We start from the raw sequence: 20,487 nt of genomic DNA, 5'->3' as shown, positions 1-20,487 counted from the left end.
TGGCGCACGCTTCATGGGATGAGCGTACCCCAGGAACGCGTGCGCCGCGCACGCTATGATCGGGGGGTGGACCACTCCCCCGAAATCCCCGACCCCGCCCCCGACCCCGCCCCTGAAATTGCCCCCGGCCTCGGGGACGCCGTCGCCCAGGCCCTGGCCGTCCTGCTGCGCCGCCCCGCCCGCGCCGCGCTCTACCGGCGCCTGACCGAGGGCCTGGGCGAGGCGGTGGACGAGGTCACCTACCCCGTGCTCTCCGGCCTGGCCCGCACCGGGGCGCGCAGCGCCGCCGACCTGGCCGCCGAGATCGGCCTGGACCGCTCCGGGGTCAGCCGCCGCGCCACCCGTCTGGAGGAGGCCGGGCTGCTGCGCCGCGAGGCCGATCCGCACGATCAGCGCGCCACCCTGCTGACCCTGACCGGCGCGGGCGAGCGCACCGTGGCGGTGATGCGCGGGCGCCTGGCCGGCGGCATCGAGGAGGCGCTCGCCTCCTGGCCGCCCGGGGAGGCCGAGGCGTTCGCCCGGTCGCTGCGGCGCTTCACCGAGCAGGGCCCGTTCGGCTGAGCACGAGGCGAAAGGGCTAAGGGGCGGCGGGGCGAAGGGGCGCGCGCGGGGCGGCGGGGCGCGCGGGACAGCGCCGTGAGGGCGAGGGGCCCGGAAAACGCGGGTGCCCCGGGCCGGGGAACCGGTCCGGGGCACCCGCGGGCGCGGGGATCAGGCGCCGAGGACCTCGCCGACCAGGGCGCGGGCCTCCTCCTGCACCCGGGCCAGGTGGCCGGTGCCGAGGAAGGACTCGGCGTAGATCTTGTAGACGTCCTCGGTGCCCGAGGGGCGGGCCGCGAACCAGGCGTTGTCGGTGCACACCTTGATGCCGCCGATCGGCGCGCCGTTGCCGGGCGCCTCGGCCAGCACCGCGGTCACCGCCTCGCCGGCCAGCTCGCCCGCGGTGACCTGCTGCGGGGAGAGCCGGGCCAGGCGCGCCTTCTGCTCGCGGTCGGCCGGGGCGTCCACTCGGGCGTAGGCGGGGGCGCCGTGGCGCTCGGTCAGCTCCCGGTAGTAGGCGCTGGGGGTGGCGCCGGTGACGGCGGTGATCTCGGAGGCCAGCAGGGCCAGCAGGATGCCGTCCTTGTCGGTGGTCCACACCCCGCCGTCGCGGCGCAGGAACGAGGCACCGGCCGACTCCTCGCCGCCGAAGGCGATCGAGCCCTCCGCCAGCCCGTCGACGAACCACTTGAAGCCCACCGGCACCTCGACCAGTTCGCGCTTGAGGTCGGCGGCGACCCGGTCCAGCATCGAGGAGGACACCAGCGTCTTGCCGACCGCGGCGTCGGCGGGCCAGTCCGCGCGGTGGCGGTACAGGTAGTCGACGGCCACCGCCAGGTAGTGGTTGGGGTTCATCAGGCCGCCGTCGGGGGTGACGATGCCGTGCCGGTCGGCGTCCGCGTCGTTGCCGGTGGCGATGGCGTACTCGTCTCGGCGCCCGATCAGGGAGGCCATCGCGGACGGCGAGGAGCAGTCCATGCGGATCTTGCCGTCCCAGTCCAGCGTCATGAACCGCCAGGTCGGGTCGGTGACCGGGTTGACCACCGTCAGGTCCAGGCGGTGCGTCTCGGCGATGCGCGCCCAGTACGCCACCGACGCCCCGCCCAGCGGGTCCGCGCCGATGCGCAGCCCGGCCGCGCGCACCGCGTCCAGGTCGAGGACGGCGGGCAGGTCATCGACGTAGGTGCCCAGGTAGTCGTGGCGCCCGGTGGTCGCCGCCGCCAGCGCCCGCGCGTACGGGACGCGCTTGACGCCGCGCAGGCCCTCGCGGATCAGCTCGTTGGCGCGGTCCTGGATCCAGCCGGTGGCCTGCGAGCCGGCCGGGCCGCCGCTGGGCGGGTTGTACTTGAAGCCGCCGTCGCGCGGCGGGTTGTGCGAGGGGGTGACCACGATGCCGTCCGCCAGCGCCCGGGGGCTGCGCCGGTTGTGGGCCAGGATCGCGTGCGAGACCGCGGGCGTGGGGGTGTAGCCGTCGGCCGCGTCCAGCAGTACCTGCACGCCGTTGGCGGCCAGCACCTCCACCGCCGTCACCTTCGCCGGCTCCGAGAGCGCGTGCGTGTCGGCGCCCAGGAACAGCGGTCCTGCGATGCCCTGTTGGGCCCGGTACTCGCAGATCGCCTGCGTGGTCGCGGCGATGTGGTCCTCGTTGAACGCGGCGTCCAGCGAGGACCCGCGGTGGCCCGAGGTGCCGAACGCCACCCGCTGGCCGACCTCCTGAGGGTCCGGGTTCAGCGCGTAGTACGCCGTCACCAGCCGCGCCACATCCACCAGGTCATCCGGCTGTGCCAACTGCCCGGCCCGTGCGTGTGCCATCCGTCTTCTCCCGCCAACTTCCCGTACGCGTCCTTGCCCCGTGCCACCGATCGTAGCCAGAACGCGACCGTGCCCCGAACCGCGAGGCGGGGCGGGGCACGGCGGGGCCGGGGTTCAGGGGCCGGGGTTCAGGGGCCGGGGTTCAGGCGGGCAGCTGCTGGCGGTAGGCGTCCAGGGCGGGGGCGGTGGTGGTGGCGAGGAACTCGGTCACCGTGTAGGCGACCAGGCCCTCGCGGGCGAAGGGGTCGGTGCGGGTCAGCTCCTCGACCGCGGCACGGTCCTCGCCCAGCGCGATGATCACCCCGCCCTCGCGCGGCACCTTGCGGCCCGAGGCGAGGAAGGTGCCGGCCTCGTAGTGCCCGCGCAGCCACTCGACGTGCTGCGGCAGGGCGGCGTCGATGCGCTCCAGCGGGGCGGTGTACGTCAGCTCAAGTACGAACATGCGACCAGGCTAGCCCCGCACGACAGGGGCCTCGCGGCCGGGGATCCCGGCGTGTACCGAGCCCCATTGTGCCAGTTCAGCGGGGGGTTTCGGTAGGACGCAGAGCACCCGGATCACACCTTGCCGGGCGGCGGGCGCAGCCCGCAGACTCGTCCGCATCCACTCCTTCGGCCACGCGCCGGCCCCCTGTCCAGGGCGGCCGGGGCGCGCGCCGTGCTGCGCACGGGCCGTACGGCGCCGCAGGCGGTGGGCGGTGAACGGACGAAGGGGGACGCGAGGATGACGGTGCACAAGGACACGGCGCACAGGGACCTGGTGCTCAAGGCGCGGGTGCGGCTGCTGAGCCACAACGAGTGGGTCCTGGACGCCCCGGAGGGGCTGTGGGTGTACCGGGCGCTGTTCCCGGTCAGCCCGCCCGTGTACGCCTACAAGCTCGCCCACGTGCTGTGGACGGCGGCCGACTCGCCGCGGGTGGCCCATCTGCCCGGGGCGCGGCGGGCGTTGCTGGAGGAGGCGCGGGCCGCCTGCGCGCACATCCCCGCCGGCGCCCCGGCCCACCAGATGCGGATGCCGGAGTACATCGCGGCCGCGCTGGCGGGGCTGGAGCAGGAGGGGCGTGCGGGGAGGTAGGTGGTCGCGGGGTGGTTGCGGTACAACAATCCCTATTTGACGACTGATCGGAGAAACGCTGATATGAGCAGTTCAGGTCTGTCCCGCCGCGCACTGATCGCCGGCGCCGGCGCCGCCGTCGTCGGCTGGAACACCGCCGCCCGCGCCTGGGCCGCCGAGCCGGGCGAGAACGTGGATCAACTGCCCGCCCTGGACGGCACGGTGGCCCTGCGGGGCGCCGACGTGGAACGGTTCTCCTCCGACTTCGGGCACCTGGTCACCGCCTCGCCCCGCGCGGTGCTGCGCCCGGCCTCGGTGCGCGACGTCCAGAAGGTGGTGGCCTTCGCCCGCCGCCACCGCATCCCGGTGGCGGTCAACGGGCAGAGCGGCGACCAGGCGGCGGCCGGCGACAGCGGGCTGGAGTCGCACTCCAGCTACGGCCAGGCCAACCCCCGCGGCGGCATCGCGATCGACGCGCGCGGGCTGTCGCGGATCCTCTCCGTCGAACCCGGGCGGGCCGTGGTGGAGGCGGGCGCCACCTGGGCGCAGCTGACGGACGCGGCGCTGGCGGCGGGCTGGATGCCGCCGTGCCTGACGGACTACCTGCACCTGTCGGTGGGCGGGACGCTGAGCGTGGGCGGCATCGGCGGGGCGGTGCAGCGCCACGGGCTGCAGGCGGACACCGTGCGGTCGCTGGACGTGGTGACCGGCACCGGCGAGCTGGTGACGGCCTCGCGCGAGCACAACCGGGAGCTGTTCGAGGCGGTGCTGGCCGGCGGCGGGCAGGTGGGGATCATCGTGCGGGCCACGCTCGCCCTGGTGCCGGCGCGCGAGCGCGCCACCGTGTTCACCCTGGCCTACGACGACGCGGACCTCTACCGCGCGGACCAGGAGAAGGTGCTGGCCCAGGGCCGCTTCGACCTCCAGGTCGGCAACGTGGTGCGCAGCGCGGACGGGCAGCGGTGGCGCTACACGGCGGAGCTGGTGGCCTACGGGGACGCCGGGCGGGCGGTGGACCGGGAGGCGCTGCTGGCGGGGCTGCACGGGGTGGCGGGCGAGACGACGGTGGTGGAGCAGAGCTGGCGCGAGTACGCGTTCCGGGTGGACGCGTTCGCGGGGTACCTGCGGGCGGCCGGGTTCTGGGGGCTGCCGAAGCCGTGGCTGAGCCTGTTCCTGCCCGCCTCGACGGTGGGGGTGTTCATGCGGGAGGCGACCGCGCTGCTGACGGCGGAGGACCTGGGGGCGGGGCTGCTGCTGTTCTACCCGTACGCGCGGGCGCGGGTGGGGGCGCCGCTGGCGGTGCTGCCGCAGGAGCCGGTGGGCTGGCACTTCGACCTGCTGGCGTTCCCGGCGCCGGGGGCGGACACGGCGGCGATGCTGGAGCGCAACCGGCGGCTGTACGACCGGGCGGTGGAGCTGGGCGGCAAGCGCTACCTGATCGGGGCGGTGCCGGGGATGACGGGGGCGGACTGGCGGCGCCACTACGGCGGTCTGTGGGAGCGGGTGGAGCGGGCCAAGCGGCGGTGGGATCCGGCGGGGATCCTGGCGCCGGGCCAGGGCATCCACGCCGGCTGACGGCCGGGCCCCCGGGCCGCCTGCGGGGGGCGGGCGGCCCGGCGGGGGGGGTCGAGTAAAAGGTGGTCAGGTGATCTCCAGCTGCGCCATCATGCCCATCGCGGAGTGGTCCAGCAGGTGGCAGTGGTAGGGGTAGCGGCCGCGGTAGGAGTCGAAGAGGGCCTGCAGGCGCACGCTCTCCCCCGGCAGCAGGCGCACGGTGTCCTTCAGGCCGGACTCCGCCGGGCCGGGCGCGGCGCCGTTGCGCGCCAGCACCCGGAACTGCACCAGGTGCAGGTGGAAGTTGTGCGGGACGTCCTTGTTGGCGTTGACGACCGTCCAGATCTCCGAGGTGCCGAACGCCACCGAGGCGTCCACCCGCGCCGGGTCGTACACCTTGCCGTCGATCAGCCCCAGCGGGGCGGCGCCGGGCTTCTCCTGGTACTCCAGGACGACGGTGCGCTCGCGGGCCGCCGCGCCCAGGGCGGGCAGGGTGCGCAGCTGGGCGGGGACGCGGCTGGGGTCGTCGGCGGCGCGGGTGATGTCGAAGCGCAGGACCTGGCCGACGTGTTCGGCGGGGCCGGGGGGCATGGAGTTGGTGAGGACGATGCTGGAGCCGACCGGGTAGCGGGAGAAGTCGACGACGACGTCGGCGCGCTCCCCGGGGGAGAGGTCGACGGTGTCGGTGACGTGGGGGCGTTCCAGCAGGCCGCCGTCGGAGCCGATCTGGGTGAGGGGGCCGCCGTCGGCCAGGCGCAGGGAGAAGAAGCGCAGGTTGGAGGAGTTGAGCAGGCGCAGCCGGTACTTGCGGGCGGCGACCTCGACCTTGGGCCAGGGGCGGCCGTTGGCGAGGATGGTGGTGCGGTTGAGGGGGTCGTCCATGCGGTAGACGAGGCGGCCCTGGGGGTCGAAGCGGGCGTCGCGCAGGGCGATGGGCAGGTCGTAGCGGCCGGCGGGCAGCGGCAGGGCGGCTTCGGTGGCGTCGGTGATCAGGTAGGTGCCGGCCAGGCCCCGGTAGACGTGCTCGGACTCCAGGTGGTGGGCGTGGTCGTGGAACCACAGGCTCGCGTGGGGCTGGTCGTTGGGGTAGGTGTAGGTGCGGGTGGCGCCGGCGTCCAGGAGGTTCATGGGGCCGCCGTCGGAGGCGACGGGGACGCGGGCGCCGTGCAGGTGGACGGAGACGGGGTCGTCCAGCAGGTTGGTCTGGCGCACCACGACCGGGCGTCCGGAGCGGGCGCGGATGACGGGGCCGGGGAAGGCGCCGTTGTAGGTGAGGACGTCGGTGCGGTGCCCGGGCAGGATGCGGGCGTAGGACTTGAGCATGGTGACGGCGTAGGTGTCGGCGGCGCCGTCGGTGGAGACGGGGGCGAGCACCGGGGGCAGGGGCATCGCGGCGGTGAACTTCGGTGCCAGGGCGGGGCCGGCGTCGGGGCCCGGGTCGGCCTCGGCGGCGGGGGCGGTGGCGCCCGGGTGGGTGTGGGCGGCCGCGGCGGCGGCGGTCTCCACGGAGGCGGCCGGGCGCAGGGTGGTGCGCATGAGCAGGACCCCTCCCCCGGTCGCCAGGGCGGCGCCGATCATCCTGCGTCTGGTCACCATCGCGCGTCCTCCTGCTGCCGGCCCGGTGTGGCGGTGTGCCCGTGCGGCCCCGGCGGGTGGGGCGGGGGCGGGTTCCGGGGGTGATTGCAGCAGCGGATCCTTGCGCCCGGTTGGGGTCCGGCTGAGGCCCGGTGGAGCGCGCGGGGCGGGTTGCGGGCGGGGCGCGCGGTGAGCTGCGGGTGTTGCGGGCCGCTTGCGGCGGGCGGTCACCGTGGCTCGCAGAACACTGGAGGATCCCTCGAAGGGAAGGGCCGGAGCGTGGACCTGCGGTACTGGCTGCCGAGGGCGGCCGAGGTCGCCGAGCAGTGGGGAGAGCGGTTCGGGCCGTACAGCCCGCACCCCTCGCACCAGGTGGACGACGCGGACTTCGCCGCCGCGTTCGAGCGCTTCGCCAAGCGCCTGGAGCACAACTACCCGTTCTTCCACCCCCGTTACGCCGGGCAGATGGTCAAGCCGCCACACCCGGCCGCCGTCGTCGGCTACCTGACGGCGATGCGCTTCAACCCCAACAACCACGCCTACGAGGGCGGGCCCGCCACCAACGACATGGAACGCGAGTGCGTCGCCCAGCTCGCCGCCATGTTCGGCCTGCCCCGCCACGTCGGCCACCTCACCAGCAGCGGCACCATCGCCAACCTGGAAGCCCTGTACGTGGCCCGCCAGAGCCACCCCGGGCGCGGCGTCGCCTACAGCGCGCAGTCCCACTACACGCACAGCCGCATGTGCCACGTCCTGGGCGTCGAGGGCCACGCGGTGGCCGCCGACGCGGACGGGCGCATGGACGTCGACGCGCTGGCCGCCCTGCTCGCCACCGGCCGCGTCGGCACGGTGGTCGTCACCGCCGGCACCACCGGGCTCGGCGCCGTCGACCCGGTGCACGAGGTGCTGGCACTGGCCCGCCGCCACGGGGTGCGGGTGCACGTGGACGCCGCCTACGGCGGGTTCTTCGCCCTGCTGGCCACCGACGACACCCAGGCCGCCGCCCTGCACCTGGACCCGGCGCCGTGGCGGGCCATCGCCGGCTGCGACTCCGTCACCGTCGACCCGCACAAGCACGGCCTGCAGCCCTACGGCTGCGGCGCGGTGCTGTTCGCCGACCCCGACATCGGCCGCCACTTCGCCCACGACTCCCCCTACACCTACTTCACCGACGCCGAACTGCACCTGGGCGAGATCAGCCTGGAATGCTCGCGCGCCGGCGCCGCGGCCGCCGCCCTGTGGCTGACCCTGCAACTGCTGCCGCTCACCCCCCAGGGCCTGGGCGCCGTCCTGGCCGGCGGGCGGCGCGCGGCCCTGGCCTGGGCGGACCTGATCGAGGACAGCCCGCACCTGACCCTCCACCAGCGCCCGCAACTGGACATCGTCACCTACCACCCCACCCCCGGCGGGACACCGATGTCCGCCGTCGACGCCGCCAGCCGGCACGTGCTGCGCCAGGGCATGGCCGACGAGCAGGACCCGCTCTACCTGAGCCTGCTGCGGGTGGACGCCGCCGACTTCACCCGCCGCCACCCGGCAGCGGCGGCGGACGCCGAGGGGGCCTCGGTGCTGCGCAGCGTCCTGATCAAGCCCGAGGCGGAGGACCACCTGCCGGCCCTGCACGCGCGCCTGACCTCGCTCGCCACCGCCCGGCCCTGAGGCCCCCCGTACGACTGCACCCCCGTACGACCGCCCCGCCGCCCGCCCCCTGTCTGCCGAGGAGTGTCCGTTGACCACCGCCACCGTCCCGCCGGACGCCGCCCTCGCGGCCCCCGCGGTCCGCCCCGCCCGACCCGAGGAGGCCCCCGCCCTCGCCCGGGTGCTCGCCGCCGCCTTCCACGACGACCCGCTCACCCGCTGGGCCTTCCCCGACGACGCCCACCGCGCCCGCATCCTGCCCGCCTTCTTCCGCGTCCACGTCGACCAGTGCCTGGCCCACCAGGGCGCCCTGACCGCCCAGCACCCCGACGACCACGCCCCCGTCGGCGCGCTGCTCTTCCTGCCCCCCGGCGTGTGGGAACACCCCGGCCACCAGGACCAGGCGGCCGCCCGCGCCCTGGACGCGGCCGTCGACGCCGACGCCCACCCCGAATCCGCCCGCCGCCTGGCCGCCATCACCCGCCTCCAGGCCCGCCGCCACCCGCGCCACCGCCCCCACCACTACCTGGCGTTCGTCGGCGCCCACCCCGACGCCCGCCGCACCGGCACCGGCACCGCCCTCCTGCGCGCCTTCCTGGCCCGCGTCGACCACGACGGCCAGGCCGCCTACGCCGAGACCAGCTCCCCCGGCGGCGCCCGGGTCTGCGGCGCCGGCGGCTTCACCCGCTTCGGCGAGGCCATCGCCCTGCCCGCCGGCGGCCCCCGCCTGACCCCCGTGTGGCGGGGCCCCCGATGACCACCCACACCCTCGACATCGACACCGCCCTGCGCAGCGACACCGCACTGCGCGTCGACACCGCCCTGCGCGTCTACTCCGCCGAGCAGATCGACGCCGGCGCCGCCGACCACCACCCCGAGGCCGCCGAGATCCTCGCCTGGAGCCGGCGCTTCCTCACCACCGCCCACCCCGACCTCGGGCGCAGCGGCCCCGTCTGCCCCTACACCCAGCCCTCGCTGCGCCGCGGCCTGTTCCACATCGCCGTCGCCGACACCGGCGCGGGCGGCGACCTGCCCGCGCTCGTCGGCGAGCTGCGCGCCTGGTACGACCGGCTGCTGGCCGACCTGACGGAGGAGTCGGACCGGGAGCTGCTGACCGTCCTGCTGGTGCTGCCGGGCCTGGACCGGGCCGACTCCACCGCGCTGGACGAGGCGCAGCGCAAGGCCAAGGACGAGTTCGTCGAACAGGGCCTGATGATCGGCCAGTTCCACCCCGTCTGCGAGGAGGGGGGCCTGTGGAACGGCTCCTTCAGGCCGCTGCGCGCGCCCGTGCCGCTGCTGGCGGTGCGCAAGCTCCTCGTCTTCGACCTGCCCTTCCTCGTCGACGACGAGGCCCACCTGGCCCACTACCTGGCCCGCTTCGCCCCCCAGGTCCCCGCCCGCATCCGCGACCAGCTGGTCTCCGGCATGACGGAACACCGCAGGACCGCCCGCCTGACCGCCGCCTGAGCCGCGGCCCCCCTGCGCGCGGAGCCGGGTCGGCGCCCGGCTCCGCGCGCACCCCCTTTTTCGCTGTTGCGCATGTCGCCATTTCGCCGGCGACAAGCGGCGGCCTGCTCTGCGGCCATCTCGCCGAGGAGGGACCGCGCCGGGAACGGGCCGCCGGATCGGTGAGGCGTCAACTGGCCTCCAGCGAAGACGCATTGCGCATGTCGTTGAGGGCGCAGGCCAGGCGGGCGGAGCCGACGGCGGCAGCGAGCGCAGAGGCCTGGGCGGCGTGATGGCCGGCTTCGGTGCGCTCGCCCTGCCGGTAGAGCACGGTGGCCAACCGCGCGGTGGCCATCGCCCGCACCCGGGCCTGGACGGTGTCGCCCTCGGTGGCCCGGCGCAAGTCGGCGACGACCCGGGGATGTAGGCGGCCGGTGGCGGTGGACAGCAGGTAGAGGGCGAAGCCGGTGTCGCTGCCAACCTTGGCCACGGTGATGGTCTGCGTCCAGACAGGTCCCGCCGCAAGGTCCCTGACGCGCTCGTAGGTGCGCTCGGCGGCCAGCAGGTGCCGGGCCGTCTGCCGCTCGTCACCGGTCAGGGCGTGGGCCTGGGCGGTGACGGCGGCGAGCATCGCCCGCGCCGCGGCGGGCAGACGCCCGCCCGCCTGCCCCGCCAGCAGTAGGGCCTGGTCGGGGCGGCGAAGGTGGATCTCCTGGCGGGCGGCGTTGGTGGCCAGGTGGCACAGCAATCCGGTGTCTCCGTGCTCGCGGCCGGCGGCCAGGCCGAGTTGGAACAGCGGGCGGGCCTCGCCGTACCGGCCGGCATCGAAGCTGGACCAGGCGGTCAGGTTGGCCAGGCGGGTGACCGCGCCGAGCAGTGCGCCTCGCACGGCGGGGGTGGTGGACGCCGTGGTGAGGTCGATGGCGGCGTGCAGCTCGCGCAGCGCGAAGTCGCGAACGGCTTGTCCGCCGCAGGCTCGGTCCCAGTGCTCCAACGCGCTGGTGCGCTCGGCGATCGCGGTGACATCGCCCTTGCGCAGGCGGGAGAGCGGCCGGGCGGGCGGCAACAGGGCTGCCAGCGCGACGGCGAGGACGTCTCGGCGGTTCGAGTCACTCACCTCATCGGGATGTTCGTGGTGGACCTGCTTGGCGACCAGACCCAGCTCGGCCGCCGTCCCCGCCCTCAGGACCAGGCACAGGGCCTGCCGGTAGTGCTCGTGCGGCCACGTGATGAGGCCACGTTCTATGCGTGAGACGTAGCCGGCGTCAAACGACGATTCCCGCTCGGTCGCCGCCTCGACCAGGGTTCGCACCTGCTCGGCGACCTGTCGCTGCGTCAATACCAGGGCAAGCCGCGCACTCCTGAACAGCGCGTTCACCATCGCACACACCACCAACTCCCGCTTCAAGGAGGGGATTCAACGTACCGAGCGCCACATGGATTGCCTACCGATCTGCCCTGCCGCCATCACCCGATCAGGTGGTTTCCTGGACATGCCCCCTCCGCTACCAGGATCCGGCGGCACAACGAGCGCCCGGAGTCAGGCCAGAGCCGTACAGTCCAGCCATGACCTACCCCGGCGCGTCATGGCGCGAGATCGAACGAACCACCATGTTCAGCAAGTTCGGCCGGTCCGTGGAACGCGTCGACTTCGAGCTGCCCGACGGACGGAAGGAGGAGTTCTACCTCAAACGCGAGCGCCCAGCCGGCGCCGTGCTCGCCCTCACTCCCGACCAGCACGTCATCCTCGCCCGCCAGTACCGGCCCGGCCCCGACCGCGTGCTGTACGAACTACCCGGTGGCTTCATCGAACCTGGAGAAGAGGCAGCCGAGGCCGTCGCCCGCGAACTGCTGGAGGAGACCGGCTACCAGGGCGAGGTCCACGCGGCCGGACCGTACTGGCACGACGCCTACTCAACCGCCCTGCGCATCGCCTTCTACGCCACCGGCTGCGCCAAGGTCGCCGAGCCGACCCCGGAGCGCACCGAGTTCATCGACGTGGTCACCCTGCCCCTGCCCGAGTTCCGCTCCACCGTGCTGCGCAGGGGCCAGATGACCGACACCGCCGCCGCCTACCTCGCCCTGGACCGCCTCGGGCTCCTCTGACCCGGGGCATACGGGCGGGCCGGCATCCCAGCGCCCACCCGCCACCCCGGGAGGACCCCGTGACCGAACGGAACACAACCGACACCACCAGCACCATCGCCCGCTACTACACCAGCGCCCTTGTCTCCCTACCCGCCCGCACCGTCGCCCTGGTGCTGGCCGGCGGCAGGGGGAGCCGGCTGCGTGCCGCCGCCGACCCCGAGCTGCAGGCCACACCGAAGGTCCTGGTGCCGATCGACACCCCGACGGGCCGCACCCCGATGCTCGGCCACGCCCTCGCCCAGCTGACGGCCATCGGGTTCCGGCGCATCGCACTGCTCACCAGCACCGACCCGGCCACCGGCGCCGAAGCCGTCGAGACCTACGCGCTCACCTGCTCGGCGCGTCAGGTAGAGCTGACCTTCCACCGCGAGGACCACCCGCTCGGCACCGCCGGCGCCGCCTACGCGGCCCTGCACCACCTGGCCGACGTCCCGGTGGCAGTGGTACTGCCCGCCGACACCCTCTTCCCGTTCACCCTGCTGCCCTCCGCCGTCGCCGCCCACCGATCCCGTCCGGCTGCGGTGACTTGGACCGTCACCAGCACCCCCGGCCAGGGCGCGCAGAACGCGGGCCGGCTCTTCCTCGACCCCGACGGCGCCTTCGTCGTCCACGCCCTCGAAGGCACCGACGCCACCCTGCCCTCCGACAACCGCCAGGGCCTGCGGCAGGCCACCAGCACCGGCGCGGTCATCCTCACCCCCACCCCGTTCCGGGCGCTGTTCGACGAGTACTCCCGACGGCTGGCCCACCCCGGCGAGGCCGACCTGTACCGCCAGTTCATGCCCTGGGCGATCAGCCAGGGCCACCCGGTCGGCGCCTACGACATCCACACCCCGGCCCCCGACCGTCTGGCCACGTTCGGCCGCATCACCTGAAAAGGGATCAACCGCCATGCTCACCACCACCCCGTCCACGCTGACCGAGCAGCAGGCCCGCCACTTCCGCGACCTCGGATACCTTCGCCTGCCCTACGCCGGCCTGCCCGATGGCCTCCTCGGCGAGGTGGCCGAGCTGGTCCGGGCTTGCGCCGCCCACCTGCCTACCGGCCAGGCCAAGGTGTACCGGCTCTACCAGCACGACCAGGCCCTGATGCACCGGCTCATCGCCCATCCCGCCCTGACCGAGCCGCTGACCGCGCTGCTCGGCCCCAACGTGGTCTACGTGCTCAACCGGCACAACCAGGGCTCCCTCAACGCACCCGACGCCCAGGAGCCCCGGCTGCACCGAGACATCCTCCAGCCCACCCGCGGCCTGCTCACCGCCGTCGTGTACTTCGAGGACGCCACCGTGGAGACCGGCTGCACCTGGATCGTCCCCGGCTCCCACCGTGCCCCCTACGTGGGCGTCCCACAGCCCGACGGCGGCGGCACCTGGATGGACGAGCACCCCGAACTCTCCGGCCTCGCCGACCAAGCCGTCCCGGTGCCGGTCCCGGCCGGCGGCGTCCTGCTCTTCGACGGGACCGTCTTCCACACCGTCGGCGCGAACAGCGACGGATCCACTCGCACCAGCGTGGTCCTCGGCTACCGGGCCGCTGACGAGCTCGACGCCCTCCCCGACCCCGACCGGCAGGTCATCGTCGCCGGCGCCCACCTGTACCGGGGCAACGACCGGCCGAGCTGACCCGAACGCGCGTCCAGGAGATGGTTCGGCCGAAACCCCTGCACGCCGACGATCCGACCGCAGCACGCTTCGCCGGTCGGATCGTTCGTCCACCACACCGCCGAGCCGCCGCAGTGGTCTTCGAAGGGACCCGAACAGCAGCGGTCTCGGGAAAATCGCTGGCGGCGGTGGCGCCCGGCGTGAAGGCTCGCACCGTGGCCCTTCACGAGAACGAGATCTTCGCGGACCAGGCGGTCGTCCGCTCCCTGCTCCGGGAGCAGCGGCCGCACTGGGCCGGCCTGTCCGTCTCGCCGGCCGGCGCGGGCACGGACAACACGATGTACCGGCTCGGCGACGACCTGCTCGTGCGGCTGCCGCGCACCGCGCAGAGCGCGGAGTCCGTGCGGAAGGAGTTGACGTGGCTGCCGCGGCTGGCACCGCACCTGCCGTGCCGCGTCCCGGAGCCGGTGCACGCCGGGACGCCGAGTGCCGTGTTCCCGCTCGCCTGGTCGGTGTACCGCTGGATCGACGGCGAGGAGCCCGGCCCGGGGTCGGTCACCGACTGGCCCGCCTTCGGGGCCGACCTGGCGGCGGTCGTCGAGGGCCTGCACGGCGCCCCGCTCATGGGGGCCGTCCGCCACGGCGCGCTCAGCTGGTACCGCGGAGGCGACCTGCGCGACAGCGACGAGTCGATCACCGACTGCTTCGAGAAGTGCCGGACGATCCCGGGCCTGGACCTCGACATCGAGCACCTGCGGCACCTGTGGCAGAGCGCGCTCGCCCTGCCCGGGCCGTCCGGGCGCCAGGTGTGGCTGCACGGCGACCTGAAACCCTCCAACCTGCTCGTCCGGCAGGGCAGGCTGCACGCGGTCATCGACTTCGGATGCCTGTCGGTCGGCTTTCCCGACGCCGAGCACGCCACGGTGTGGGACCTTCCGTCCCCGGCCCGCCAGGCGTACTGGGACGCCCTCGGCCTCGACGACGTGACGTGGCTACGGGCCCGGGCGTGGGCGGTCGGCGTCGCAGTCGGCGGGCTGTCGTACTACTGGGACACCTATCCCGGCTTCGCCGGCGAATGCCTGTCGCGGCTGTCCGCGATCCTGGAGGCCGCCGGCGCGCGGTGAACCAGCACGGCGGTCCTCAGGTCGCGCGCTGCCCGTGGAGGAGGACGGGCAGCGCCCGGCCCGCCAACGCCTCGCTGACGCGGGCGAGTTGGGAGGGCGCCATGACGTCCGGGAGTTGGCGGGCGGGGACGAAGCGGGCGCCGAACAGCCCGCTCCTGCGCCGGGGTGGGACGGCGAGGCGGACGTCGTCATGCACGGTGCCGCCGTCGAAGACCAGGTTGAGGCGCTCCAGGTAGCGGTCGGCGGGGGTGAAGTCGACCGCGAGGACGTCGGCGAGGCGCAGGTTGAGCCCGGTCTCGGCGTGCAGGTTGCGGGCGGCGGCGAGGTGCGGGGGCTCGTTCGGCTTCGCGGCACCGCCGGGCAGGATCAGGCCGTCCATGTAGTCCGGGTCGACGAGGAGGACGTCGCCGCGCGGGTTGCGGACGAGGACGAGGCAGCCGAGCCGGCACACGGGCGGCTTGGCGAGGAGGCGGGGGTCGCGCATCGGGCGGTTCACCTTCTGAGGGCGGCGAGGAGTACGAGGGAGAAGCCCGCCAACCAGAGGAGGCGGGCGAGGAGTTCAGCCGTCATGCGTCCGGCGCTCACTCCCCCGGCCGCTTGTGGACCTCGAAGACGCGCCACGTGCCCAGGCGTCGGAGAAGGACCTGAACCCGCTGAGCTCACCGTCCGGTTGGCGCAGCCACTCCCGGGTGACCTCGTTGCGGACCCGGTAGAGGCGGGCCCCGGTGTCCCAGCGCACGCCGTAGCCGTGGTGGCGGGGAACTTGGGCATCGGCCATGGGAATAACCTTCCGCAATCAGCGTTTCACGTTCTGTGCACATGATGGCCCGGTGTCGTCTAGCGCTGGAAGTGACCTGCCTACTTGCACCTGGGGCGCCGGAAGTTGAGGACTGCCATGAACAAGAAGAAGATCGACCCGGAGTCCAGCCCCTGGGCGCCCTTCGGAATCCAACTCCGCAACTCACGAGAGGCCAAAGGCCTCCTCCAGTGGCAGCTGGCTCCGCTCCTCGAGTGCTCGCCGTCGCACCTCTCCTACGTCGAACTTGCGCACCGGCCTCCGACCCGCAAGCTCGCCGAGCTCGCCGACAAAGAGCTCGACACTGGCGGCACCCTCGTGCTGATGTGGTATCAGCTGAAGAACGCCGCGATCCTGGAGGGCTTCCCGGAGTACGCCGGCTACGAGGCCCTCGCGGAGCAGATCAGGATCTTCGAGAACGATTTCGTCACCGGGCTCCTGCAGACCCGGGCGTACGCAACCGCGCTTCTGATGGGTTATGCCAGGCAAGGCAATGTGTCCCCGCAACTGGCCCAGGAACGCATCGAGTTCAGGCTTTCCCGACAGCAGGTCCTGGAACGGACTCCTCCTCCACTCGTACACGTGGTGCTGGACGAGAGCTGCCTCAGGCGGTTCGTCGGCGGACGTGACGTCATGGTCGAACAGTTGCTTCACCTCGAGCAGCTGGCCACTCGCCCCGACGTAGTCATCCAGGTGGCCCCGTTCTCCCTGGGCGAAAACCGGCCGCTCTCGCTGATGACGCATCTCCTGACCATGCCGAACCGAAAAGTGATCGCTTATGGCGAGATCGAGCAGCGCGGCTACCTCGACCGGGATATCAAGTCGGTTGCGGCCTTGACCAGGAGCTACGATCGGCTTGCGGTCGAGGCCCTTGGCCAGGCTGAAACACTGGCCTTCATCCGCGCGACAAGGAGGAACCTGGAGTGGATGTCAGCTTGACCGACGCTTCCTGGCGAAAGAGTTCGTACAGCACTGGATCCGGCGGCGCGTGCGTCGAGGTCGCCGATGGCTTCACCGATGTGCAGCCCGTGCGCGACTCCAAAGACCCCGACGGCCCGGTCCTTCTCTTTTCCTCCGCCGTCTGGCAGTCCTTCGTCAGCGCCGTCCGCGCAGGCGAACTCGGCTCCGACTAGGCCTACCTGACACCAGAGTGGGAAGTCATAACCATCGACTTCCTACTCCGCCCACAGGAGGCACCGCGATGGACACCACCTGGCGAAAGAGCACCTACAGCGCTGGCGGCGGTCAGTGCATCGAAGTCGCCGACGGCTTCACCCACGTGCAGCCCGTGCGCGACTCCAAAGACCCCGACGGCCCGGTCCTCCTCTTCCCCACCCCCGCCTGGCAGGCCTTCGTCACCGCCGTCCGTACCGGCGAATTCGGCGCCAACTAGGTCTACCGCTGGACCTACGACGGCTCCCCGCTCGAAGCCACATGAACCCACGAAGGATCAACGCGGTGCTGCGCTAGGGTCTGGCGGCATGGGATCACCGACGGACCCGGACGCCTCCGGGGAGTTCCAGCGGATAGCCGACTGCTTGGCGGGACCGGGCGCCGACGCGCACCACGCCGGCTTGCAGGAGCTTGAGGTACTCGCCCGGGCACATCCCGCGCTGCGCCAGCCTGCCGCCGACGCCGTGTGCCGTTACCTGCGCGGCACGGTTGTGGAAGCTGTCGACAGTGCTGTCGCGCTTCTTGTCGCACTGGCGCGGGGCGGAGACCACCTCTCCTTCGCCCTGGAGGGCGCCGTACTGCCGGACGTCGACTTCAGCGGCTGTTCCTTCGGCCCGGCTGTCTTCGCGGACGCCCACTTCCGCGGCCGCTGCGTCTTCGACGGCGCTCACTTCCGCGACGACGCGATCTTCGCGCGGGCCGTGTTCGAAGGCGAGGCGTCGTTCGCCGACGTCAGGTTCGGCGCAGACGCCCACTTCGGGCTGGCGCGGTTCCACTCCCCGGCCGGCTTCGCCGGCGCCCGGTTCGACCATCTGGCCTGGTTCGGCCGTGGTGAGGAGTCCGTCCAGGAGGACGACTCCCGATTCGAAGAGTTCGACGAGGACGGCGATCTGCCCTCTGGCAAGCCGGATCCGTTCGGCGTGCAGATCCCCTGGCGCGAGCCGAACGAGGCCGATCCCGGCTGGCCGAGCGCCGTGCTTCAGGAGGACTACCAGACCTGGTACGAGGGCAGCGACGGCACCTGCTTCCGGGATCGGGTGTCCTTCCGCGGCGCGCGATTCCACGGTCCGGCCTGGTTCTGGAAGGCACGGTTCGGGGCGGATGCGGAGTTCGGCGACGCCTGGTTCGGCGATCAGGTCCATCTCGACCAGCCGAGTGTGGATCTCACCGGCGCGACCGCGGACACTGTCGCCGAGGAAGACGACGCTTCGGAAGTCGACGACGCGGAAGAGTCGTTCAGCCCTCAGCAATGGCCCTTCGGCTGGGTGCTGCGTCCCGAGGACAACGGGCCGGGCCGGCTGGTGACGGACGAGTCCGTGGCGCCCTACGCCCACCAGCTCGCCGACGCCGACCCGGCGGTGCGGCTGTCCGGACTGCACGTGCTCGACGCGCTCGGCCAGGCCCGCGCCGACCAGCGGGCCGGAATCGTCGACGCGGTCTGCGGATTCCTGAGGGCGCCGCTGGCGTTCGAGGCCGGCGATGAAGCCGCGCTCACCGCGGAGCAGGTGGCCGAACTGAGGCTGCGGCGGACCGCGCAGCAGATCCTCACCGACCACCTCCGCCCTCACGACCCCGGGGCGGCGCCGGATTCCCCGCCGCGCGAACAGTTCTGGGACGGAGTCGATCTCGGCCTTTCCGCCGCCACTCTGATCGACTTCGACCTCAGTGACTGCCGGTTCGCGCGTGCGGACTTCATGGGCACTCAGTTCCACGGGACCACCAACTTGGAGCGAAGCGCGTTCAAGGCGCACTTCATGCTGCCGGGCGGCGGCGGATACGCCACGTTCCACGGCGAATGCCGCACCGCCGGCGCCGCCCTCACCGAGGGCTGGGCCGGGCAGAGAAGCGCCGACGAGACCCTCCAGCAGGTTCGGGCGCGGTCGGCCGAGGTGACTGTCTGAGTCAGTCCGTCAGCCGTTCCACAACTGGACCGACATCACGGAATCCTGGCAGACCGGCTCGTTGGCCAGGCGGACCGCAGACGCCTTCACGTGGAAGTCCCGACGCGCGCGCTGAAGCCGGCCTTGATCGTGCCGGGTAAGGCCGGCCCTCAGATGAAGACGGCCACCGTTGATCATCGTGAGTTGTGTCGACAAACGAAGATCAGCCGGTGGCCGTGTGCCACAGGCCGGCAGGCGGCATTCGAGGGCCTGACGGGCCAAGGTGGACGAGTCTTCCGAGGTCGTCGACGGCGAGCTCATCGGGGGCATCGCCCTCTCCGGGCCGCCAGATCAGCGTCAGGTCCCCTCTGCGGGTGGTGATCCGGTACGGGAAGCAGTCGGCCATGCGGGGTCTCCCCGGTGCCGCGGCGGCACTCGCCGTGTGGGTCGTCCTGCCCTCGATGATCGCCGTGCGGTGACTTCGGATCAGGTGGAGCTGCGGGGTGCGAAACTAGCGCACGGCTCCGGCCGCGCGTACTTCGGCGAGCGCCTGCCGTGCCAGCGGGCCGAAGCCCTCGCTGTTGCTGGTGTCGATCCACTGGTCGTAGGCGATCTCCCAGGCGAGCGCGCCCAGGTTCGCGGCCACGCGCGCGGTCAGGTTCGGGACTCCGCGGCGGTTGAGGGCCTCGATCATCGAGGCGGTGAGGTCGATCCTTTTCAGGGCTTCGCGTTCACGCAGTTCCGTGTTGGCGTTCAGCACGGCCTGGCGCCGGCCGCTGAACTCGCGGCGGTCGGCGGTGAAGAACGTCCGGCCGAGCGCATCGAGGGCCTCCGCCACCGCGTCGAGCGGCCCGGCCGCCGGCGGCGCCGAGGCGATCCCTTCGACGAGCAGACCGGTCACCGTGCTGCCGAAGAGCACCTCGCGCTTGTCCGGGAAGTACCGGAAGAACGTGCTCTTGGTGAGCCCCGCGCGCTCCGCGATCTCGATCACGGTCGTGTTCTCGTAGCCGTGCTCCTCGAAGAGGTCGAGGGCGGCGGCGGCGAGTCGTCCTGGTGCGTCGGGTTGCCAGCGGGCCATGGGAGCAGTGTACGGGACTTCGTCCCATCACTGGTGTACGGTCGATGAGACCAAGTCCCATCACTGGCCAGGAGAGGTCACCGATGAGCAAAGCTGTGCGCTACCGGCGATTCGGCGGTCCCGAAGTACTCGAAGTGCAGGAGATACCCGAGCCGCACGCGGCACCGGGCGAGGTCCGCGTCCGGGTCACGGCCGCCGGACTGAATCCGATGGACTGGCAGATCACCACACAGCCCGACATGGCGGCGCGCTTCGGCATCACCCTGCCGGCCGGGTTCGGCAGCGACTTCGCCGGAGTGGTGGACGAAGTGGGCGCCGAAGCCACGGGATTCGCGACCGGCGACCGGGTGTACGGGGCTGCGATCGGCCGGTCCGTCGCCGAATTCGTGCTGGTCAAGACACCCACGGCACAGCTGTGGCTCACCCCGGAGGGCGTCGGCGACGAGGTGGCGGCCACGCTTCCGGTGTCCGGACTGACGGCCTGCGCCGCGCTCGCCGCGATCGGGCTCCGCACCGGGGACACCGTCCTGATCGGCGGGGCGGCGGGTGGCGTGGGAATCTTCGCCGTGCAGTTGGCGAAGCTTGCGGGTGCCCGGGTGCTCGGCACCGCCTCCGAGGGCACGTTCGGATTCCTGCGCGGGCTCGGCGCCGAACCCGTGGCGTACGGCCCCGGCCTGGCGGACCGGGTACGGGCCCTGGCGCCCGAGGGAATCACCGCCGCGACCGACCTGTTCGCAAGGGAGGCGGCCGAGACCGCGCTCGAGCTCGGCGTGGCACCCGAGCGGATCACCGTCGTCGCCGACGGCCCCGCCCCGCCGCCCGGCGTGCGCAGGGCGGGCGCCCTCGATGCGGGCCCGGGCGCCCTGGAGCGGATCACCGACGCGATCCGTTCCGGCGAGATCACCGTTCCGATCGCGGCGACCTTCCCGGTCGAGCGGATCCGCGAAGCCGTGACGACGCAGGCCGAGAGGCACGTCCACGGCAAGATCGTGATCGCACTGTGAACCGGCACAAGATCGGTGCAGCCCGTGGGGCCGACCTGCCCGCGCTGGTGCGTCGGGCAGGTCGGC

Annotated in this window: 22 protein-coding genes; 15 read left to right on the top strand and 7 right to left on the bottom strand. The window is 72.9% G+C overall.

The genetic code is table 11. The features are described from left to right. Nucleotides 1–117: 117 nt before the first annotated feature. Nucleotides 118–561, top strand: coding sequence for a MarR family winged helix-turn-helix transcriptional regulator (locus tag ACFWPI_RS30970; RefSeq protein ID WP_380375874.1), 444 nt, complete (start codon nt 118–120; stop codon nt 559–561). Nucleotides 562–711: 150 nt separating this feature from the next. Here the strand turns inward: ACFWPI_RS30970 and pgm are convergent, their stop codons facing one another. Then, on the bottom strand, nt 712–2,352 hold the full coding sequence (gene pgm / locus ACFWPI_RS30965; RefSeq protein WP_363377591.1) for a phosphoglucomutase (alpha-D-glucose-1,6-bisphosphate-dependent): 1,641 nt from the start codon (nt 2,350–2,352) through the stop codon (nt 712–714). Between the two features lie 142 nt (nt 2,353–2,494). After that, nucleotides 2,495–2,794 carry a YciI family protein gene (locus ACFWPI_RS30960; protein ID WP_063352966.1) on the bottom strand — a complete coding sequence of 100 codons (300 nt, stop codon included), beginning with the start codon at nt 2,792–2,794 and terminating at the stop codon, nt 2,495–2,497. A 279-nt stretch (nt 2,795–3,073) separates the two neighbouring features. Here ACFWPI_RS30960 and ACFWPI_RS30955 point away from each other — a divergent pair, with 279 nt between their 5' ends. Beyond that, complete coding sequence (locus ACFWPI_RS30955; RefSeq protein ID WP_380375816.1) at nt 3,074–3,424, top strand: hypothetical protein; 351 nt, start codon at nt 3,074–3,076, stop codon at nt 3,422–3,424. A 63-nt stretch (nt 3,425–3,487) separates the two neighbouring features. Further along, entirely contained in the window at nt 3,488–4,978 is a 1,491-nt protein-coding gene (locus tag ACFWPI_RS30950) for an FAD-binding protein (protein WP_380375817.1), read from the top strand. 66 nt (nt 4,979–5,044) lie between these two features. Here the strand turns inward: ACFWPI_RS30950 and ACFWPI_RS30945 are convergent, their stop codons facing one another. Next, entirely contained in the window at nt 5,045–6,553 is a 1,509-nt protein-coding gene (locus ACFWPI_RS30945; protein ID WP_380375819.1) for a multicopper oxidase family protein, read from the bottom strand. Between the two features lie 258 nt (nt 6,554–6,811). Here ACFWPI_RS30945 and ACFWPI_RS30940 point away from each other — a divergent pair, with 258 nt between their 5' ends. The 3 genes from ACFWPI_RS30940 to ACFWPI_RS30930 all read left to right on the top strand — a co-directional run bounded on the left by ACFWPI_RS30940 (nt 6,812) and on the right by ACFWPI_RS30930 (nt 9,637). Next, nucleotides 6,812–8,191: an aminotransferase class I/II-fold pyridoxal phosphate-dependent enzyme gene (locus ACFWPI_RS30940; RefSeq protein WP_063352970.1), complete on the top strand. Its 1,380-nt coding sequence runs from the start codon at nt 6,812–6,814 to the stop codon at nt 8,189–8,191. Between the two features lie 70 nt (nt 8,192–8,261). Continuing rightward, on the top strand, nt 8,262–8,927 hold the full coding sequence (locus ACFWPI_RS30935) for a GNAT family N-acetyltransferase (protein ID WP_380375821.1): 666 nt from the start codon (nt 8,262–8,264) through the stop codon (nt 8,925–8,927). Next, nucleotides 8,924–9,637: a DUF6875 domain-containing protein gene (locus tag ACFWPI_RS30930; protein WP_380375822.1), complete on the top strand. Its 714-nt coding sequence runs from the start codon at nt 8,924–8,926 to the stop codon at nt 9,635–9,637. The genes ACFWPI_RS30935 and ACFWPI_RS30930 overlap by 4 nt, the downstream gene beginning before the upstream one ends. A gap of 169 nt (nt 9,638–9,806) precedes the next feature. Here the strand turns inward: ACFWPI_RS30930 and ACFWPI_RS30925 are convergent, their stop codons facing one another. After that, complete coding sequence (locus ACFWPI_RS30925; protein WP_380375824.1) at nt 9,807–11,024, bottom strand: hypothetical protein; 1,218 nt, start codon at nt 11,022–11,024, stop codon at nt 9,807–9,809. Between the two features lie 158 nt (nt 11,025–11,182). Here ACFWPI_RS30925 and ACFWPI_RS30920 point away from each other — a divergent pair, with 158 nt between their 5' ends. From ACFWPI_RS30920 to ACFWPI_RS30905, 4 genes are all read left to right on the top strand, one after another. Further along, nucleotides 11,183–11,722 (top strand): NUDIX hydrolase, encoded by a 540-nt coding sequence (locus ACFWPI_RS30920; RefSeq protein ID WP_380375825.1) that lies wholly within the window; start codon nt 11,183–11,185, stop codon nt 11,720–11,722. 59 nt (nt 11,723–11,781) lie between these two features. Beyond that, on the top strand, nt 11,782–12,639 hold the full coding sequence (locus ACFWPI_RS30915) for an NTP transferase domain-containing protein (RefSeq protein WP_380375827.1): 858 nt from the start codon (nt 11,782–11,784) through the stop codon (nt 12,637–12,639). Nucleotides 12,640–12,655: 16 nt separating this feature from the next. Beyond that, on the top strand, nt 12,656–13,387 hold the full coding sequence (locus ACFWPI_RS30910) for a phytanoyl-CoA dioxygenase family protein (RefSeq protein ID WP_380375828.1): 732 nt from the start codon (nt 12,656–12,658) through the stop codon (nt 13,385–13,387). 194 nt (nt 13,388–13,581) lie between these two features. After that, entirely contained in the window at nt 13,582–14,490 is a 909-nt protein-coding gene (locus ACFWPI_RS30905; RefSeq protein ID WP_380375830.1) for an aminoglycoside phosphotransferase family protein, read from the top strand. 16 nt (nt 14,491–14,506) lie between these two features. Here ACFWPI_RS30905 and ACFWPI_RS30900 read toward each other — a convergent pair whose 3' ends face one another. Together ACFWPI_RS30900 and ACFWPI_RS30895 are read right to left on the bottom strand one after the other, a co-directional pair. Continuing rightward, on the bottom strand, nt 14,507–14,974 hold the full coding sequence (locus ACFWPI_RS30900; RefSeq protein WP_380375832.1) for an NUDIX domain-containing protein: 468 nt from the start codon (nt 14,972–14,974) through the stop codon (nt 14,507–14,509). Nucleotides 14,975–15,049: 75 nt separating this feature from the next. Beyond that, nucleotides 15,050–15,268, bottom strand: coding sequence for a hypothetical protein (locus ACFWPI_RS30895; protein ID WP_380375834.1), 219 nt, complete (start codon nt 15,266–15,268; stop codon nt 15,050–15,052). A 117-nt stretch (nt 15,269–15,385) separates the two neighbouring features. On the opposite strand from ACFWPI_RS30895, the gene ACFWPI_RS30890 reads away from it, so the two are divergent. The 4 genes from ACFWPI_RS30890 (at nt 15,386) to ACFWPI_RS30875 (ending at nt 18,360) form a co-directional block, all read left to right on the top strand. Continuing rightward, nucleotides 15,386–16,225 (top strand): Scr1 family TA system antitoxin-like transcriptional regulator, encoded by an 840-nt coding sequence (locus ACFWPI_RS30890; protein WP_380375835.1) that lies wholly within the window; start codon nt 15,386–15,388, stop codon nt 16,223–16,225. Then, nucleotides 16,210–16,419 carry a DUF397 domain-containing protein gene (locus ACFWPI_RS30885; RefSeq protein WP_380375837.1) on the top strand — a complete coding sequence of 70 codons (210 nt, stop codon included), beginning with the start codon at nt 16,210–16,212 and terminating at the stop codon, nt 16,417–16,419. Before ACFWPI_RS30890 ends, ACFWPI_RS30885 begins: the two co-directional genes overlap by 16 nt. A gap of 68 nt (nt 16,420–16,487) precedes the next feature. Continuing rightward, nucleotides 16,488–16,679, top strand: coding sequence for a DUF397 domain-containing protein (locus tag ACFWPI_RS30880; RefSeq protein ID WP_380375839.1), 192 nt, complete (start codon nt 16,488–16,490; stop codon nt 16,677–16,679). A 181-nt stretch (nt 16,680–16,860) separates the two neighbouring features. Continuing rightward, complete coding sequence (locus ACFWPI_RS30875) at nt 16,861–18,360, top strand: pentapeptide repeat-containing protein (protein WP_380375840.1); 1,500 nt, start codon at nt 16,861–16,863, stop codon at nt 18,358–18,360. Nucleotides 18,361–18,850: 490 nt separating this feature from the next. Here ACFWPI_RS30875 and ACFWPI_RS30870 read toward each other — a convergent pair whose 3' ends face one another. After that, nucleotides 18,851–19,417, bottom strand: a complete 567-nt coding sequence (locus tag ACFWPI_RS30870) for a TetR/AcrR family transcriptional regulator (protein WP_380375842.1) — start codon at nt 19,415–19,417, stop codon at nt 18,851–18,853. 83 nt (nt 19,418–19,500) lie between these two features. Here ACFWPI_RS30870 and ACFWPI_RS30865 point away from each other — a divergent pair, with 83 nt between their 5' ends. Further along, nucleotides 19,501–20,421, top strand: coding sequence for an NADP-dependent oxidoreductase (locus ACFWPI_RS30865; protein ID WP_380375844.1), 921 nt, complete (start codon nt 19,501–19,503; stop codon nt 20,419–20,421). Nucleotides 20,422–20,487: the final 66 nt, after the last annotated feature.

The organism is Kitasatospora sp. NPDC058492 (assembly GCF_042720685.1).
Lineage (GTDB): Bacteria > Actinomycetota > Actinomycetes > Streptomycetales > Streptomycetaceae > Kitasatospora.
The sequence above is the reverse complement of the archived record's forward strand: the minus strand, read 5'-3'. Positions and strand labels throughout refer to the sequence as shown.

Excerpts from the sequence above, each read along its gene's own strand:
- ACFWPI_RS30880 (WP_380375839.1), top strand. The coding sequence starts at position 16,488 with ATGGACACCACCTGGCGAAAGAGCACCTACAGCGCTGGCGGCGGTCAG.
- ACFWPI_RS30930 (WP_380375822.1), top strand. The coding sequence starts at position 8,924 with ATGACCACCCACACCCTCGACATCGACACCGCCCTGCGCAGCGACACC.
- ACFWPI_RS30920 (WP_380375825.1), top strand. The coding sequence starts at position 11,183 with ATGACCTACCCCGGCGCGTCATGGCGCGAGATCGAACGAACCACCATG.
- ACFWPI_RS30950 (WP_380375817.1), top strand. The coding sequence starts at position 3,488 with ATGAGCAGTTCAGGTCTGTCCCGCCGCGCACTGATCGCCGGCGCCGGC.
- ACFWPI_RS30910 (WP_380375828.1), top strand. The coding sequence starts at position 12,656 with ATGCTCACCACCACCCCGTCCACGCTGACCGAGCAGCAGGCCCGCCAC.
- ACFWPI_RS30960 (WP_063352966.1), bottom strand. The coding sequence starts at position 2,794 with ATGTTCGTACTTGAGCTGACGTACACCGCCCCGCTGGAGCGCATCGAC.
- ACFWPI_RS30955 (WP_380375816.1), top strand. The coding sequence starts at position 3,074 with ATGACGGTGCACAAGGACACGGCGCACAGGGACCTGGTGCTCAAGGCG.
- ACFWPI_RS30865 (WP_380375844.1), top strand. The coding sequence starts at position 19,501 with ATGAGCAAAGCTGTGCGCTACCGGCGATTCGGCGGTCCCGAAGTACTC.
- ACFWPI_RS30890 (WP_380375835.1), top strand. The coding sequence starts at position 15,386 with ATGAACAAGAAGAAGATCGACCCGGAGTCCAGCCCCTGGGCGCCCTTC.
- ACFWPI_RS30945 (WP_380375819.1), bottom strand. The coding sequence starts at position 6,553 with ATGGTGACCAGACGCAGGATGATCGGCGCCGCCCTGGCGACCGGGGGA.
- pgm (WP_363377591.1), bottom strand. The coding sequence starts at position 2,352 with ATGGCACACGCACGGGCCGGGCAGTTGGCACAGCCGGATGACCTGGTG.
- ACFWPI_RS30900 (WP_380375832.1), bottom strand. The coding sequence starts at position 14,974 with ATGCGCGACCCCCGCCTCCTCGCCAAGCCGCCCGTGTGCCGGCTCGGC.
- ACFWPI_RS30895 (WP_380375834.1), bottom strand. The coding sequence starts at position 15,268 with ATGGCCGATGCCCAAGTTCCCCGCCACCACGGCTACGGCGTGCGCTGG.
- ACFWPI_RS30870 (WP_380375842.1), bottom strand. The coding sequence starts at position 19,417 with ATGGCCCGCTGGCAACCCGACGCACCAGGACGACTCGCCGCCGCCGCC.